Below are 14,882 nucleotides of genomic sequence, written 5' to 3'. Positions count from 1 at the left end.
CGGCGCCCCGCGGCCGGCGCCTCGTGCCCCGCGCCTAGAGCCGTTCTTCCGACTCCTGGTGTTCCAAGTCCCCTGCCTGTTCCGCGTGTTCGATGACGGCCCCCGCCTCGTCCCGGGCCTCGTCCAGCAGGAGCGGAGGGACGGGACCCGCGGCGAGACCACGGCCCGGCTGCGGTGTGCCGTACTCCTCCCTGACACGCTTCAGCCAGGTCCGGCGCACCCGGACCACCCGGTAGCAAGGGGTGAGGTCCGTCCCCGTCCAGTTCAGCCCCAGCCGGCTCGACGCGCTGAAGGCGGCCCGCCCCGCGAGGTCCACCAGCTGCAACGGCCCAGGACCGACCGCCCCTTCGAGCCGCAACTCGGCGCTGGCGCCCGCCCGTTCGGCGATGAGCACGGTGCCCGCGCGGGCGGCGACCACGTCGGAGACGACGAGCAGATCGGGGTCCCAGTCACCCCGCCACAGCCGCCGCACCAGCGCATCGGCAAGCTCCGCGACGTCCGCCAGGCCCGACTGTTCGAGCCCGGTGTAGACGATCAGGGCGCTGCGCTCGTCCCGGAACTCCACCAACGCGCCGGCCTCGGCCGCAGCCACCGACGAGAACCCCTTCGCCGCGACCCCCGCCGCCTTGAAACGTACGGCGACGGTGCCCCCTGCGTCGTACGTGATGTCCCCCGGAGCGCCCGCGGGGCCCGGCTTCGCCTCGATGCCCCGGTCCGCGAGGCTGCCCGCGGGGACCGAGCCACCGCGGTGCAGCTGTCGCACCTCACCGACCGCGACGCGCTCCGTCAACGGCCACGCCAGCCACCAGCCGCGGTAGACGTCGCTGAGCGCCTTCCGGTACGCGTCGTATGAACCCTTGGCCATAGCCGCTCCCCCTTGCCCCCGTGAGAACGCGGCAGCTTTTTTGGAGGCTAGCAGCGGTTCCGCTCCGCGGCCCCGGGCCGAACGGCCCCTGCTTTCCGGCCGGTCCGAGCCTCGTACGGAAACGGCGGTAGGCGTACGGGGACGAGGCAGCGTAGAGGGGCCGCCCGGCCAGGCCCGTCGTTCGGATCAGGCCCTAGCAGTCCGAGAGGGAGCCCCGCTTCTTGTCGGGGGCGCCCTCGGCGCGGCGCGGTGATGGGGGAGTGGCCGACCCGCCGCCGGAGCGGAGCGTCAGTGCCGCCGCGATCCCCGTCGCCACCGCCATCACGAGGAAGCCGGCGGAGAACGTGGCCATTTGGGCGGCGAGGCCCAGCAGGAGCGAGCCCAGGCCGGTGCCCGCGTCGAAGCCGATGTTCCAGGCGACGGAGGTGGTGTGTCGGTTCTCCGCGCCCGCGCGGTTGAGCGCCTGTACGAGGGTGATGCTCTGCAGCCCTCCGTACGCCGCGCCCAGCAGCAGGAGTCCGGTCAGCAGTCCGGGGAGGGCAGCCGTACCGGAACGGCCGGACCAGGCGACGAGGCCGAGACCGGCGCACGCCGCGAGCAGCAGGCTGAAGTTGAGCGGCCGGGCACTGAACCTGTCCGCCAGGACGCCGCAGCCCCAGCGGGTCACCGCCGCGCTGGCCGTGAAGGTGATCAGCGCCCCGGCGGCCGCCCCCGGAGTGCCGGCGAACTGTGGGGTGAAGGTCAGGATCGCGCCCCCGGCCACGGTCACGAGAAGCAGCAGGATCACCGGTGTCAGGATGCGCCGCAGCGTGGCCGCCGTCGCCGTCGCCGTCGCCGTCGCCGTCGCCGTGCGGGGAGCGGAGGGGCCGGGAGCCGGGGTGTCGGCGTGGGCGTCGAGGGCGCGTCCCAGGGCGGGAGTGAACGGCAGGGCCAGCACGGGAAGGATGCCGCACGCAAGAATCGCGGGCAGGGCGAAGGCCGCGACGAGCGCAGGCGCCGCCGGGGTCAGCACCATCTGGGGCAGCGCGATCGACAGGCCGTACAGGCCGATGGCCGCGCCCTGACGGCCGCGCGGGGCCAGCGCCGCGACGGCGGTGCTGCCGCACACGGTCATGATGCCGAAGCCCGCTCCGCGCAGCGCCGTGGTGGCGAGGATCGCCCACAGGTTGTCGCTGAGTGCCTGCAGGGGCGCGGGCAGACCGAGCAGCAGGGCGCCGAGGGCGAACGTGCGCGCCCACCCCAGCTTGCGGAGCGTGGCTTTGACGCACAGCTGCGAGGCCACCGTCATGGTCATCAGGACGGCGGTGACGAGTCCGGCGCCGAACTCGTCGGCTCCTCCGTCCAGGGCCCACTGGGGGGACACGGGCAGCAGCAGCGCGAACCCCGAGAAGCAGCAGAGCACCACCACCATCAGGTGCGGGACACCGGGCGACCGCAGGACGGACGGTCTCGTTCCTTCAGCCATGCAATCAGTCCTCTTTTCCGTCGGGCTTGGCGGGGCTTCGCGGGACAAAGGACGAGCCTAGTTCCGCCGACTGAGGCCGTGCCGAGTAAGGGTTTGAAGCTTCTGACCCATTACGCCGATTCGGCGGACCGAGCGGCACGACGCACCGACCACACACCAGCCGCGACGATCAACGCGGCGGCCCCCAGCTGGCGCCCCGTCAACTCCTCGCCCAGCACCACGAAACCGACCCCGGCCGCCACCGCGGGGCTCAGCGCGAGCAGCACACCAAAGGCACGCGCGTCGATGCGCCGCAGCACCGTCATGTCCAGCGAGTAGGGGATCAGCGAGGACAACAGCGCCACGAGGAGCCCGGTGAACAGGACGGAAGGACGGTCCGCCACCCGGTCGCCCTCGGTGACGGCGGTGACCGGTGTCAGCACGCAGGCGCCGACGGCCAGCGCCAGCGTCAGCCCCGTCCAGTCGGGGAACAGCCGCCCGACCCGCCGGCTCAGGACCACATACCCGGCCCGGCACACCGCGGCGGCGCCTCCCAGGAGGAGGCCGGCGGCGGGCAGCGAGCCGCCGGGGGAAGCCAGCAGCAGTACGCCCGCCAGCGCCAGCAGCGCCACCACGAGATGCTCGATCCGGCGGGACAGGGCGATCGACAGGGCCAGCGGCCCGAGCAGTTCGAGCGTCGCGGCCACGCCGATCGGGAGCCGGCTGATGGCCTGGAAGTAGGCCACGTTCATGGCCGCGAGGACCAGGCCGAGCGCGACGGCCGCGCGCCACTGCGCGGCCGTGATCCCCCGCAGCCGCGGCCGGACGAGCAGCCACAGGATCACGGCGGAGAAGAACAGCCGCATACCGGCCAGGGCGGTGGGGCCCGCGGTCGCGTACGCGTCCTTGGCGACCGCGGAACCCACCTGGAGACTCGCGATCTGGGCCAGCATGAGCACGGGTGCCGTCGTGGCTCCCCGGGTCCGTCGGGGGTGGGGGCTCTTCCGGGGGTGGGGACTCTTCACCGGCACGTCCATTCGAGCCCTCCGCATCGTCGGCACCCTTCGCGTCCCACGGTGCTGTAATGGCCTTATGCACTTCAACCATTACGGTGGCGAGGCCGCCCGGCTGGCCGCCGACCTGGTCAACCTGACCGAGCCACTACGCCCTGCGGCTCTGGAGACACTGCTCGCCGCGCACGGTGTCGTGAACCGTGCGCTCTCCACCGTGCAGGCCGAGTCGATCTGGGACTGGAGCCGGCGCCTGGCCGTGTGCTTCGGGCGACAGGACCTCGAAGAGCGCTGCCACGCGGTCAACGAACTGCTCGCCGATGCCTCGAGCAGCCCGCGCATCTCCCTGCACGACGGGCGGCCCCACCTGCACTACAGCGCGATCGGCGCGGACGCGGCCGCGCACATCCGCGCCGTCACCGCGGCCGGACTCGCCTACGTCATCTGTTCCGCCGACGCCGACCGGCTCGGCCGCTGCGCGCGCCGGAGCTGCGCGCTCGCCTTCGTCGACACCTCCCGGAACGGCCGTCGCGCCTACTGCTCGGTGCGCTGCGCCAACAACGACGCCGTGGCCCGGCACCGCGAGCGCGGCCAAGCGTCACAAGAGCGCGGCCGAACATCTCAAGAGCGCGGCCACGCATCACAAGACAGAACACATTCCTAACACGAGGGGTGTTGTGTTTGATGGGTCCGCTGTTAGCTTGTCGGGCGACGGCAGGAAGGAAACGCTGTGGCCCCCGAGGAACTCCCCAATGGTTCAGCCGAGTTGCTGAGCCCGCAGGCGCGGCAGGAGCGCATCCGTGACCGGGTGCTCGAGCTGGGCTCGGCCCGGATCGAGGACCTGGCGCGCGAGCTGGGGGTCAGCGTGATGACGATCCACCGCGACCTGGACCGCCTCGCCGACGAGGGGTGGCTCCGCAAGACCCGGGGGGCGGCGACGGCCCAGCAGTCCGTCCTGTTCGAGAGCAATGTCCGCTACCGGACGACGCAGCAGGGCGAGGCCAAGAAGGCACTGGCCACGGCAGCCCTGGAGCACATCGACCGGGGTCAGGCGATCCTGCTGGACGACAGCACCACCTCTCTCGCCCTCGCCCGCGCGCTGCCCGAGAGCGGACCGCTGACCGTCATCACCAACTTCCTCGCCATCGTCAACGCGCTGGCGGGCCGGCCCGGCATCGAGCTGATCTCCCTCGGCGGCAGCTACGACCCGCACTACGACGCCTTCCAGGGCATGGCGACCTGCGACCACATCAAACCCCTGCGCGCCGACACCGTGTTCATCTCGACCTCGGCGGTCGCGGACGGCCACTGCTACCACCAGTCGCAGGAGGCGATCCTGGTCAAACGGGCGCTCCTGGAGGCGGCGCAGCGCCGGATCCTGCTCGTCGACCACACCAAGTTCCGGAAACGGGCGCTGCACCGGGTCGCCCCGCTGTCGGACTTCGACCTCGTCATCGTCGACGAACGCATCTCCCGGGCCGAGTTGGAGGCGTTGCGCGAGGACGGTGTCACCGTGCAGGTCGCCGCGCTGCGCCCGGGAGCGCCCGAGTCCTGACACACCCCCGATCCACTGAGACCCACCCCGAACCACTGAGCCCCCCCGAACCACCGTGATCCCGCCGGATCCAACCCCACACGGATTCGTGTCCCCAACCGCATCTCATCCGCGCGAGAGCCGACTGCCAATGGAGGTAGTAGTGACCAGTGTGCCGAAGCGAATGCAGGCCGTGGTAGTCCACGGGCCCGAGGACTACCGGCTCGAGGAAGTCGACGTCCCCACGCCAGGGCCCGGCGAACTACTGTTGCGGACCGAGGCGGTGGGGGTGTGCGCGAGCGACCTCAAGTGCTACCACGGCGCCCCCAAGTTCTGGGGCGACGAGAACCGCCCCGCCTGGGCGCAGCGCGGCATCATCCCCGGTCACGAGTTCGTCGGCGTCGTGGTGGCGGGCGACGACGACGCGCTGGCCGCCCAGCGGGTGAGCGTCGGTGACCGCATCGCCTGCGAGCAGATCGTGCCGTGCGAGGAGTGCCGCTACTGTCGGCGCGGTCAGTACTGGATGTGCGGACCGCACGACATGTTCGGCTTCCGCAACCACCACGGAGCCATGGCGCAGTACATGGTGGTTCCGCCGAAGGCCCGCGCCCACAAGGTCTCGCACGACCTGAAGCCGCACCACGCCGCGTACGCGGAGCCGCTCTCCTGCGCGCTGCACGCGGTGGAGCGCGCCGACATCCACTTCGAGGACGTCGTGGTGGTCGCCGGCTGCGGACCGATCGGCCTGGGCCTCATCGCGGGCGCCCGGCAGAAGAACCCGCTCAAGATCATCGCGCTCGACCTGGACGACAACAAGCTCGAACTGGGCCGCCGCACAGGCGCGGACATCGTCCTCAACCCCGCCAAGGAAGACGTCGTCGCACGCGTCAAGGAGATGACCGACGGCTACGGCGCCGACGTCTACCTCGAGGGCACCGGCGCGACACCCGCCGTCTCGCAAGGCCTCAACCTGCTGCGCAAGCTGGGTACTTACGTCGAGTACTCGGTCTTCGGCTCGGACGTCACGGTCGACTGGTCGATCATCTCCGACGACAAGGAACTCGACGTCCGCGGCGCCCACTTGGGCCCGCACTGCTGGCCCGCCGCGATCCGCCTCCTCGAAGAGGGCAAGGTGCCGGTCGAGGACATCTGCACCCACCAGTTCGGCCTGCGCGACTTCCAGAAGGCGCTCGACCTGGTCGCCGACACCTCCGGCGCCTCCGTGAAGGTGTCCATCCTGCCGAACGCCGAGGCCGAAGCGGTGATCGCGTGACGGCCGCGGCCGCCGGGCCCGCGAAGGCCCACGAGACCCGGCTCGACCGCATGGGCATACCCCACTCGCTGCGCTGGGGCTTCGTCGCCGTCCTGGTCTTCATGACCGGCAACGGCACCGAGTCCAACTTCATCGCCCCGCACATCGAACACGTCCTGGGCAGCACCACCGCGACGGCCAGCACGATCATCTCCATGTACGGCGTGTCCGTCCTGGTCGGCAGCTACCTCTCCGGAGCCCTCACCGACCTGTGGGGCCCGCGGCGGGTCATGCTGCTCGGCACCGTCGTGTGGGTCGTCTTCGAGGCGCTGTTCCTGGCGGGCCTCGCCGTCGGCAGCATGCCCATGGTCTTCCTGACCTACTTCCTGCGCGGCTTCGGCTACCCGCTGTTCGCCTTCGCCTTCCTGGTGTGGGTGAACCTCGTATCGCCGAAGGAGCGCAACGGCGCCGCCGTCGGCTGGTTCTACGTCATGTTCACCGGCGGACTCCCCACGCTGGGCTCGCTGTTCGCGCTCGGGATGATCCCGGCGTTCGGCGGCTCGACCGGCGGCGAGACCGGCGCCATGGCAGCCTCCACGGCGCTGGTGGTGATCGGTTTCCTGATCGCCCGGTTCGCCGTCAAGGAGCCGCACGGATCGCAGCGGGTAGCCCCGGCCGAGAAGACCTCCTTCGAAGTCCTGTCCGCGGGAGTGCGGCTGACGGCACGTCAGCCAAAGGTCCTGATGGGCTTCCTCGTCCGCCTGATCAACACCGCTCCCCAGTACGGCATGTTCATCATCCTGCCCGGCGTCATCGCGGACGACCGGGGCTGGGGACAGAGCCGCTGGCTCACCATGACCGTCCTCGTCTACGCGACGAACATCCTCGTCAACGCCCTGTTCGGCGCCATCGGCGACCGCTGGGGGTGGCGCCGCACCGTGCAGTGGTTCGGTGTCTTCGGCTCCTCCATCGGATTGCTCGCCTGGTGGTACGTGCCGCAGCTGGTGCCCGCCGGTTCCACCTGGGGCTTCTGGGTGTCCGTCGTCGCGGGCTGTGTGTTCGGCTGCCTGCTCGCCGGGTTCGTACCGATGGGCGCGATCATGCCGGCGCTCGTACCTGCGGAGTTCAAGGGGGCGGCCATGGCCATGTACACCACGGCGGCCGGTGGCGCCTCGTTCCTCGGCTCCGCGGTGGTCGCCGCCGTGCTGTCGGTCGGCCTCGGCAACGCCGGAGTGGTGTGGGCGTTCGTCGTGCTGTACGGCGCGGCCTTCGTGATGGTCTCGTTCCTCAACGTCCGCCAGAGCGAGGCGAGTTCGGAAGAGGAGCAGGCCGCGGCCGCCATGGCCCGCTGACCCGACCGCGTAGGCACGCGACGCACTGATGCTGTTTTGGGAGGTTCCCTCGTGACCAGACTCTTCGACGACCCGGCGAACTTCGCCGAGGACCAACTGGCCGGCTTTCTCGACCTGTACGCGGACCGGCTGCGCGGAGTGCCCGGAGGCGTCGTCGCACACCGCGGCGAGCGCCCACAGGTGGCGGTCGTCATCGGCGGCGGCTCCGGCCACTACCCGGCGTTCTGCGGAACGGTCGGCCCCGGCATGGCCGACGGCGCCGTGGTGGGCAACATCTTCACCTCACCGTCGGCGACCCAGGTCTACTCGGTCGCCAAGGCCGCCGACCAGGGCAGGGGAGTCATCCTCAGCTTCGGCAACTACGCCGGGGACGTGCTGAACTTCCGGATCGCCGCCGACCGGCTGTGCGCCGAGGGCATCGACACCCGGATCGTCATCGTCACCGACGATGTGGCGTCCGCGGAGGAGGAGGACAAACGCCGGGGCATCGCGGGCGACTTCACGGTCTTCAAGGTCATGGGCGCGGCGGCGGCCGAGGGCCTCGACCTCGACGAGGTGGAACGCCTCGGCCGGGCGGCCAACGCCGCCACGCGCAGTCTCGGCGTGGCCTTCTCCGGCTGTACGCTGCCGGGCGCGGGGGAGCCGCTCTTCGAGGTGCCCGAGGGACACCTGGGCCTCGGCCTCGGCATCCACGGTGAACCTGGCATCGAGGACGTACCGATGCTGAGGGCCGACGAGCTCGCGGCGCTCCTGGTGGAACGCATCCTCGAAGAGACACCCGCGTCCGCGGGGCACCGCGTGGGCGCGATCCTGAACGGCCTCGGTGCCACCAAGTACGAGGAACTCTTCCTCCTCTGGGGTCGGGTGTCCGGACGGCTGCGCGAGCGCGGGATCGAGATCGTCGACCCCGAGGTGGGCGAGCTGGTGACCAGCCTCGACATGGGTGGCTGCTCGCTCACCCTGATGTGGCTGGACGAGGAACTTGAGCCGCGCTGGCGCGCCGACGCCTACACACCCGCGTACCGCAAGGCACGCGCACCACTCTCCGGCCTGCGCGCCACCGATGCGCACAGCGGCACGGCCGCGGTCACCGAGATCCCCGAAGCATCCACTGCCGCAAGGGAGTTGGCGGACGGGGTCCGCGCGGCGCTGTCGACCATCCACCGCACGATGGTGGACAACGAAGAGGAACTGGGCCGGATCGACGCGGTCGCAGGCGACGGCGACCACGGCCGCGGCATGGTCCGGGGGGCCCGGTTCGCCGCGGAACGGGCCGAGCAGGCGAGCCGGGATGCCGGCGCCGGATGGCTGCTGCGGCAGGCGGGCCAGTCCTGGGCCGAGTACGCGGGCGGCACTTCGGGTGTGCTGTGGGGCGCGGCACTGGAGGCATTCGGGCGCACGCTGAACGACGTCGCGGACTCCTACACGGCCGCCGACGTCACCACCGGCGTACGGGCATTCGCCGACGCCATCGGCGACCTGGGCCGAGCGACACCGGGCGACAAGACCATGCTCGACGCCCTGCTCCCGTTCGCCGACACACTGCAACGCGCCACGGACTCCGGCGCCGACCCGGCCGAGGCCTGGCGCTCTGCGGCCCTGGCCGCGACGGCCGCCGCCGAGGCGACGAAGGACCTGCGCCCGAAGGTGGGCCGGGCCCGCCCGCTCGCGGAACGCAGCCTCGGCACCCCCGACGCGGGAGCGACCTCGCTGGCCCTGATCGTGACGGCACTGGCCGAGTCGCCGCACACACAAGGACAGGCGCACGAACAGGGCCAGGCATACGCACAGGGCCCCGCGCACGAACAGAACCGACAAGGAGTGACAACGGCATGACGGACCGGCTGCGTCTGGTCGTCGGCTGCGACGACGCCGGCTTCGAGTACAAGGAACGCATCAAGGCCGACCTCCAGGCCGACCCCCGCGTGTCCGAAGTACTCGACGTCGGCGTGGAGGCCGACGGCACGACCGCCTACCCGCACATCGGCGTCGCCGCGGCCCGCCTCGTCGCCGAGGACCGGGCCGACCGCGCCCTGCTCATCTGCGGCACGGGTCTCGGCGTGGCGATCTCCGCGAACAAGGTCCCCGGCATCCGCGCGGTGACCGCCCACGACGCGTACTCCGTGGAACGCTCGGTGAAGAGCAACAACGCGCAGGTGCTGTGCATGGGCCAGCGCGTGGTCGGCCTGGAACTGGCCCGCAAGCTCGCCACCGAATGGCTGGAACACCGCTTCGACCCGACCAGCTCCTCGGCGGACAAGGTGGCAACCCTGACCCGCTACGAGACGGATCTCGGCGGGGTTGGGGCGGAGGAGGTGCGGTTCACGGAGTGCTGAAGACCTCACGCCTATGACGTGGCCCCGGACAACGTCTCCAGTGAGCGGCCCCTCGTCGCGGTCGACAAGGTGAGGGTGAGGACGCAGCCCGCGGCGAGGACGGCGCAGATGAGGGTGAAAACGCCGGTGAAGCGGAGGGAGGCGTACATCGTGCCGATGAGCATGGGGGCGACGATGCCGCCGATCCGGCTGAAGGCGTCCGACGTGGCTGCCGCCATGGAGCGCAGCTGCGTCGGGTAGACCTCCGGAAGGTAGGTGTACAGCGGTGCGTAGAGGCCGTTGAGGAAGAAGCCGAGGAGCAGGCTGAGGATCAGGACCGACAGGTCGGAACCTGCCTGCGAGACGAGGAAGGCGCAGAGCGTGGACGCGGCGAGGCAGGTCACGATCGACCACTTGCGGTCCGTTCGGTCGGCCAGCCAGGCGGCGGGGTAGTAACCGAGTACCTGGGCGACCTCGACCATCAGCGCGTAGCTGAAGCTGTCGGTGATGCTCATGCCCCGGTCGAGCAGCATGCTGGGCAGGAACGTCAGGAACCCGTAGTAGGCGAAGCTCGCGACGAAGAACATGCTCCACACCACGATGGTCTGCCGCAGGTACGGTCCCCGCCACAGGCCGGCGAACTGCGCGGCCGCGCCGAGGTCCAGGGCGCGCGCGGCCGTTCCGGGCGGCTCGGGAGCGGGAAGGGGCGTGCCGGTACGTGCGCGTACCGACTCCTCCAGTCTCGCGACGACCGCCTCGGCCTCGTCGTCGCGGCCCTTGAGCAGCAAGTAGCGCGGCGACTCCGGCAGATTGCGCCGCCACCACAGGGCGAGGACCACGGGCAGGCCCACGAGGACCAGGCCCCAGCGCCACCCGTTGTCGACCCGGGCCACCACGAAGGTGCCCACCAGCGCGGCCAGTACGTACCCCAGGCCGAAGAACCCGGCGAGGGAACCGACGTAGGTGGCACGCTTCTCGCGGGGCGCGAACTCGGCCAGGTACGGGATCACGATGTTGACGTTGACCCCCACACCCACACCCGCGAGGAAGCGCAGGGCCAGGAGGAACCCGTAGTCGGGGGCGGCGGCCGACAGCAGTGTGCAGCCGCTGTACAGGACCAGGGACCACAGGAGCAGTGGCTTGCGGCCCACGCGATTGCCCAGCAGCGCGAGTGACAGGTCGCCCACGAGAGCGCCGGCGAGCGTCGCGCTCGCGATCAGGCCCTGCTCGCTGCCGGTGAGGGCGAACGCCGTGGTGATCAGCGGCAGCAGGAAGGACATGATGCCCAGGTCGAGCCCGTCCAGCGTGGTGCTCAGACCGCCCTGAGTGAGGATGCGGCCCTGCACCCACGTCATGGGGAGCCGGTCGATGCGGGCGGTCAGCCGGGCGGCGCGTTCGTCCCGGCCGTCCGGGGGTGGTGCAGCCCCGGACGGGTCCGGGTCCGGGTGCTGTGCCGGTTTGCCTGGCATGTTCGCTGTCTGCTCAGATGTCATGGCCCGTCGGCCTTTCGCTCGGAGGGCGGCCCGTCCATTGCCGTGGAGCAAGGGCCGCCCGTGGTGGGCGGGTTGTGGGTCGGGCGGACCGTTGCCGCGGGCCGCCCGACCGCTGGGTTCAACTGCCGTCGCCGCCCTCGAGGACGGCGGAGTAGAGGCGCAGCCAGTTGCCTCCGACCACCGCGTGCGCCTCGTCGGGTGCGAAGCCGAACTCGACCAGCCGGTCGGCGACTTGGGAGAGACCGGATGCGTCGGTCAGCCACTCCCCGGTGTCCGTTGCGGAGTCCGGAGATGCGCCGAGGTCCGCGCCGCGCTGTTCGCCGCGTGTCCAGCGCCCCTTGCGCATCCACGCGAACTCCGCCGCCCCTGCCTTGGGACTCAGGTCCGTCCCGATGGCGACGTGCCGCACACCGATCAGGTCGACCGTGCGAGCCACCATCGCGCACCAGTCGTCCAGGGTGCGCGCGTAGTGCCCGCAGATGGAGCGGTACGTGGCGAGGCCCACGACGCCGTCCCGCGCGGCGAGCGCCTTGAGCGTGGTGTCGTCGGCGTTGCGCGGATGGTCGTACAGGGAACGGGGGTTGGCGTGGGTGAGGGCCACCGGGAGCGCGGAGCGCTCGATGGCGTCGCGGCGGGTGCGCTCGCCGGAGTGCGAGAGATCGACCAGCATCCCGACCGCGTTCATCTCCCGCACCACCTCTCGGCCGAAGCGGGTGAGCCCCGGGTCGGACTCCTCGTAACAGGAGCCCCCGAACTCGGTGTTGTTGTTGTAAGTCAGCTGCATCACGCGCAGCCCCATGTCGTGGAAGAGCCGGACGAAGCCGAGCCGGCCCTGGAGCGGGCTGGCGTTCTGCGCCCCCAGGAGGATGGCGGTGCGGCCCTGAGCCTTCGCCCGTTCGATGTCGGCGGCGGTGCGTGCGGGCATCACCAGGTCGGCGTTGGCGGCGAGCAGTTCGTGCCAGGCGGCCAGGGCGTCCATGGTCTCGACCGCGTCCTCCCAGAACGAGACCGTGGCCGTCGCGCAGGTGACACCGCCCGCGCGCAGTTGGAGGAAGACGTCGCGGTCGTAGGGGCCGCATTGCAGGCCGTCGATGAGGAGTGGTGTGTCCGGTGAGGTGGAGGTGGCGGTCATGACGCGACCTCCATCGGCTCGTCCTCGCCGACCTCCGCGAGGATCTCGCCGCCGGGGCCGAAGAGCGAGTCACCGGCGTGTGTACGGGACAGTGCGGTGTCCGGCGTCAGCGCGGCCTCGGCCTCGGCGACGAAGCGCCGCCACAGGGCGGCCGCGACCGGCATCCCGTACGTCAGGGCGCGCAGCTCGGCGGCGTCGGGCCCGTTCCGCGGGCCGTCGAGGGCGGTCCTCGCGGTGACCGTGGAATCGGTGAGGGCCAGTTCCACCCCGTGGCGGCGGGCCAGCGGTGGCAGGGCGCGAACGGCCCAGTCGTCGCCGGGGGCGGTGAAGGAGGCGGAGCCGTCGGTGTGGGCAGCGGCTACGGCGAGGTCGAGGAGGTCGGCGGCCGTGGCGAGCGCGGGTTGCGTGTCCGGGGCGGGGAACCGGACGGCGGCGCCGCGCGTTTCGGGCCGCAGATGCCGGGCGCGCAGAGCGGGCAGCGCGTCCAGCAGACCGGCCAGGCCGGCGAGCCCGTGCGTCTCGGCGCCGACGACGATGTCCCGGGTCGCCGCCACGGAGCCGAACGGGATCGCGGTGGTCAGCAGCACCCGGCCGGTCATCAGACGCAGCTCGCGGACCGACACACGCAGGTCGGCGGTGGCGTGGTGGGCAGGGGCGGGGGTCACACGTTCTCCTCGATGCGGGTGGGAGCGGCTGCGTCCAGCCGCGCGGGCAGCGTCCAGTCGTCGTGGTCGCCTCGGTGGATGGCATGGCGTGTGGGCGCGCCGTGGAAGAGCAGACCGAGGACATTGCGTCCCGCGGAGTCGGCGGTCTTGTCCAGGCCGTGGACCGCCGAGTTGAGGAACCGGACGAGGTGCGCGGGCACGAACGCGTCGTCGGCGATGTTCATGTGCGGGCTGTGCAGGGCCAGATCGGCGAGCCCCTGCACCCGTGCCACGGTGTCCCGGTGCTCGGGATGCCGTACGCAGAACGCTCCCGTGGTCTCGCGCGGATCGGCGGCCCGCAGATCCGCGTACAGCGCTTGCACCGAACGCGGCACGTTGAGCTGCCAGTCGAGGCCTTCGGCGACCTCATCGCGCGGCCCGCGCCGGGGCTCCTCGGCTGCACGGGACTTGTACCAGATGTGACGCAGCGCCCCGGGCGCGGTGAGGTCCAGGTCGAGCGCCCAACGGTAGGCGGTGTCGAGGTGCTCCAGGAGGGCCCCGGCCGTCTGCTGGGGCGTGGCGGTGAGTGTTTCGTCCACCCGCTGCCGCTCGACGAGCGGATCCGTGAGGTCCGGCACGCTGTCGATGAGCACACCGGCGAGTGTCTCGACGGCCCGCTCGTCCAACTCCGTGTTCCACGTGGCCCACAGGCGCGGGAGCGCGTCGTTGTCGCCCGGCCGCTCCAGGCCGTCCAGGAGAGCGAGTGCCCGGTGCAGGGAGCGGGCGAGTGCGGCCGGTGACGCGAACTGTTCGTAAACGGTGGGGTCTTGGGCGTGGAAGCGCGCGGTGCGCTCGATCAGCTCTCGTACGGCGGCGAGGTGCGGGACGCCGCGCCGCGCGTCCAGGGCCTGCGCGAGGGCTTGTTCGCGCAGGCTGAGCCAGCGGTCGACGAGTCGGGGGTGGTTGTTGGCGAAGAAGACGAGGCCGAGCGCGGAGGCGTTGCCGAGACCCAGACGGCGCCGCAGTTCCGGGTCGAGCGCGGGGGCCTCGGGGTTGCGGTGCCGGGCCAGGTGCTCGGCGAGGTCCGCCGCGAACTCGCGCATCAGGTAGGCGGCGAGCATCTGAGCGTGCAGCGGCGCGGCCAACGGGTGGTTGTCGGGCAGTGCCGCGAAGGAGCGGGTGCCGAAGGTGCCGTTCCCGTCCAGGCCGGTGTTGCGCATCAAGTAGCCGACATCCCAAAGGCGTTGGGCGTCCGGCTGTCGCCCGTCCGCGAGGCTGGAGACGACGTGCTCGAACAGTCGCAGGCTGCGGTTGGAGCGGCACCACACCAAGGTGTGCGCGGTGGCCCGGCCGCCGTACAGCTTCGGCATCTCCCTTTCGGTGTGCGCGAGTTCACTGTCGTCGGCGGTGCCGTCGAAGAGCGCACCCGTCATGTCCCAGTCGGTGCCGACGATGCGGCTGGTACGTCCTTCGAGGCGCGGCCTGAAGGAGAAGGCGACGAAGTCGAGGGGGCCGCCCGGAGTCCGGACGCGGTAGCGGGCGCGGCCGCGGGCCTGCTCGTCGATGGCGAACTCGATCCGCTCGACCCGCCACGCCTGCGTCACCATGCGGTTGACCAGGGCGCGGCTCGCGCTGAGCCGGGTGGGCGGGACCTGGGCGAGACGCTCGGGCCGCAGGAGTCGGTCCGGGAGCCGGTCCGGGATCCGGTCCGGGAGCCGGCCCGGAATCCGATCCGGGGTGCGCCCGGCGGGTTCGACGACGGAAAGGGGCACGTTCATACGCAGTCCTGATCGTGTGTGGGTGGTACGCCCGACGCCCGACGGGCCCAGTGAATGGGCGGG

Annotated in this window: 13 protein-coding genes; 6 read left to right on the top strand and 7 right to left on the bottom strand. The window is 71.4% G+C overall.

Features of this window, described 5'->3' with window-relative positions; all coding sequences use genetic code 11:
* Positions 1 to 34: 34 nt before the first annotated feature.
* The 3 genes from ACIRHA_RS17830 to ACIRHA_RS17820 all read right to left on the bottom strand — a co-directional run bounded on the left by ACIRHA_RS17830 (position 35) and on the right by ACIRHA_RS17820 (position 3,262).
* Positions 35 to 865: a hypothetical protein gene (locus ACIRHA_RS17830; RefSeq protein WP_403846225.1), complete on the bottom strand. Its 831-nt coding sequence runs from the start codon at positions 863 to 865 to the stop codon at positions 35 to 37.
* A gap of 193 nt (positions 866 to 1,058) precedes the next feature.
* The gene (locus tag ACIRHA_RS17825) at positions 1,059 to 2,330 is read right to left on the bottom strand and encodes an MFS transporter (protein ID WP_403846222.1); all 1,272 of its coding nucleotides are present in this window, start codon (positions 2,328 to 2,330) and stop codon (positions 1,059 to 1,061) included.
* Positions 2,331 to 2,440: 110 nt separating this feature from the next.
* Positions 2,441 to 3,262 (bottom strand): EamA family transporter, encoded by an 822-nt coding sequence (locus ACIRHA_RS17820; RefSeq protein WP_403846526.1) that lies wholly within the window; start codon positions 3,260 to 3,262, stop codon positions 2,441 to 2,443.
* 139 nt (positions 3,263 to 3,401) lie between these two features.
* Here ACIRHA_RS17820 and ACIRHA_RS17815 point away from each other — a divergent pair, with 139 nt between their 5' ends.
* The 6 genes from ACIRHA_RS17815 to ACIRHA_RS17790 all read left to right on the top strand — a co-directional run bounded on the left by ACIRHA_RS17815 (position 3,402) and on the right by ACIRHA_RS17790 (position 9,793).
* On the top strand, positions 3,402 to 3,983 hold the full coding sequence (locus ACIRHA_RS17815) for a CGNR zinc finger domain-containing protein (RefSeq protein ID WP_403846218.1): 582 nt from the start codon (positions 3,402 to 3,404) through the stop codon (positions 3,981 to 3,983).
* A 66-nt stretch (positions 3,984 to 4,049) separates the two neighbouring features.
* Positions 4,050 to 4,874: a DeoR/GlpR family DNA-binding transcription regulator gene (locus ACIRHA_RS17810; protein ID WP_403846216.1), complete on the top strand. Its 825-nt coding sequence runs from the start codon at positions 4,050 to 4,052 to the stop codon at positions 4,872 to 4,874.
* Between the two features lie 142 nt (positions 4,875 to 5,016).
* Entirely contained in the window at positions 5,017 to 6,126 is a 1,110-nt protein-coding gene (locus ACIRHA_RS17805; protein WP_403846214.1) for an alcohol dehydrogenase catalytic domain-containing protein, read from the top strand.
* Positions 6,123 to 7,457, top strand: coding sequence for an RbtT/DalT/CsbX family MFS transporter (locus tag ACIRHA_RS17800; RefSeq protein WP_403846211.1), 1,335 nt, complete (start codon positions 6,123 to 6,125; stop codon positions 7,455 to 7,457). Before ACIRHA_RS17805 ends, ACIRHA_RS17800 begins: the two co-directional genes overlap by 4 nt.
* 51 nt (positions 7,458 to 7,508) lie before the next feature.
* Complete coding sequence (locus ACIRHA_RS17795) at positions 7,509 to 9,293, top strand: dihydroxyacetone kinase family protein (protein ID WP_403846208.1); 1,785 nt, start codon at positions 7,509 to 7,511, stop codon at positions 9,291 to 9,293.
* The gene (locus tag ACIRHA_RS17790) at positions 9,290 to 9,793 is read left to right on the top strand and encodes a ribose-5-phosphate isomerase (RefSeq protein ID WP_403846205.1); all 504 of its coding nucleotides are present in this window, start codon (positions 9,290 to 9,292) and stop codon (positions 9,791 to 9,793) included. Before ACIRHA_RS17795 ends, ACIRHA_RS17790 begins: the two co-directional genes overlap by 4 nt.
* 11 nt (positions 9,794 to 9,804) lie before the next feature.
* Here ACIRHA_RS17790 and ACIRHA_RS17785 read toward each other — a convergent pair whose 3' ends face one another.
* The 4 genes from ACIRHA_RS17785 to ACIRHA_RS17770 all read right to left on the bottom strand — a co-directional run bounded on the left by ACIRHA_RS17785 (position 9,805) and on the right by ACIRHA_RS17770 (position 14,819).
* A complete protein-coding gene (locus ACIRHA_RS17785; RefSeq protein ID WP_403846202.1) occupies positions 9,805 to 11,241 on the bottom strand; it encodes an MFS transporter in 1,437 nt (478 codons plus the stop codon).
* A 142-nt stretch (positions 11,242 to 11,383) separates the two neighbouring features.
* Positions 11,384 to 12,397 (bottom strand): dipeptidase, encoded by a 1,014-nt coding sequence (locus tag ACIRHA_RS17780; protein WP_403846199.1) that lies wholly within the window; start codon positions 12,395 to 12,397, stop codon positions 11,384 to 11,386.
* Complete coding sequence (locus ACIRHA_RS17775) at positions 12,394 to 13,062, bottom strand: hypothetical protein (RefSeq protein WP_403846196.1); 669 nt, start codon at positions 13,060 to 13,062, stop codon at positions 12,394 to 12,396. The genes ACIRHA_RS17780 and ACIRHA_RS17775 overlap by 4 nt, the downstream gene beginning before the upstream one ends.
* Positions 13,059 to 14,819 carry a hypothetical protein gene (locus ACIRHA_RS17770; protein ID WP_403846194.1) on the bottom strand — a complete coding sequence of 587 codons (1,761 nt, stop codon included), beginning with the start codon at positions 14,817 to 14,819 and terminating at the stop codon, positions 13,059 to 13,061. Before ACIRHA_RS17770 ends, ACIRHA_RS17775 begins: the two co-directional genes overlap by 4 nt.
* Positions 14,820 to 14,882 lie beyond the last annotated feature (63 nt).

It is taken from the genome of Streptomyces sp. NPDC102360 (assembly GCF_044766085.1).
GTDB lineage: Bacteria > Actinomycetota > Actinomycetes > Streptomycetales > Streptomycetaceae > Streptomyces.
The sequence above is the reverse complement of the archived record's forward strand: the minus strand, read 5'-3'. Positions and strand labels throughout refer to the sequence as shown.

Bases quoted from the DNA above. Each gene is read 5' to 3' on its own strand.
- ACIRHA_RS17825 (WP_403846222.1), bottom strand. From the start codon at position 2,330: ATGGCTGAAGGAACGAGACCGTCCGTCCTGCGGTCGCCCGGTGTCCCG.
- ACIRHA_RS17785 (WP_403846202.1), bottom strand. From the start codon at position 11,241: ATGCCAGGCAAACCGGCACAGCACCCGGACCCGGACCCGTCCGGGGCT.
- ACIRHA_RS17830 (WP_403846225.1), bottom strand. From the start codon at position 865: ATGGCCAAGGGTTCATACGACGCGTACCGGAAGGCGCTCAGCGACGTC.
- ACIRHA_RS17815 (WP_403846218.1), top strand. From the start codon at position 3,402: ATGCACTTCAACCATTACGGTGGCGAGGCCGCCCGGCTGGCCGCCGAC.
- ACIRHA_RS17780 (WP_403846199.1), bottom strand. From the start codon at position 12,397: ATGACCGCCACCTCCACCTCACCGGACACACCACTCCTCATCGACGGC.
- ACIRHA_RS17790 (WP_403846205.1), top strand. From the start codon at position 9,290: ATGACGGACCGGCTGCGTCTGGTCGTCGGCTGCGACGACGCCGGCTTC.
- ACIRHA_RS17770 (WP_403846194.1), bottom strand. From the start codon at position 14,819: ATGAACGTGCCCCTTTCCGTCGTCGAACCCGCCGGGCGCACCCCGGAT.
- ACIRHA_RS17820 (WP_403846526.1), bottom strand. From the start codon at position 3,262: ATGCTGGCCCAGATCGCGAGTCTCCAGGTGGGTTCCGCGGTCGCCAAG.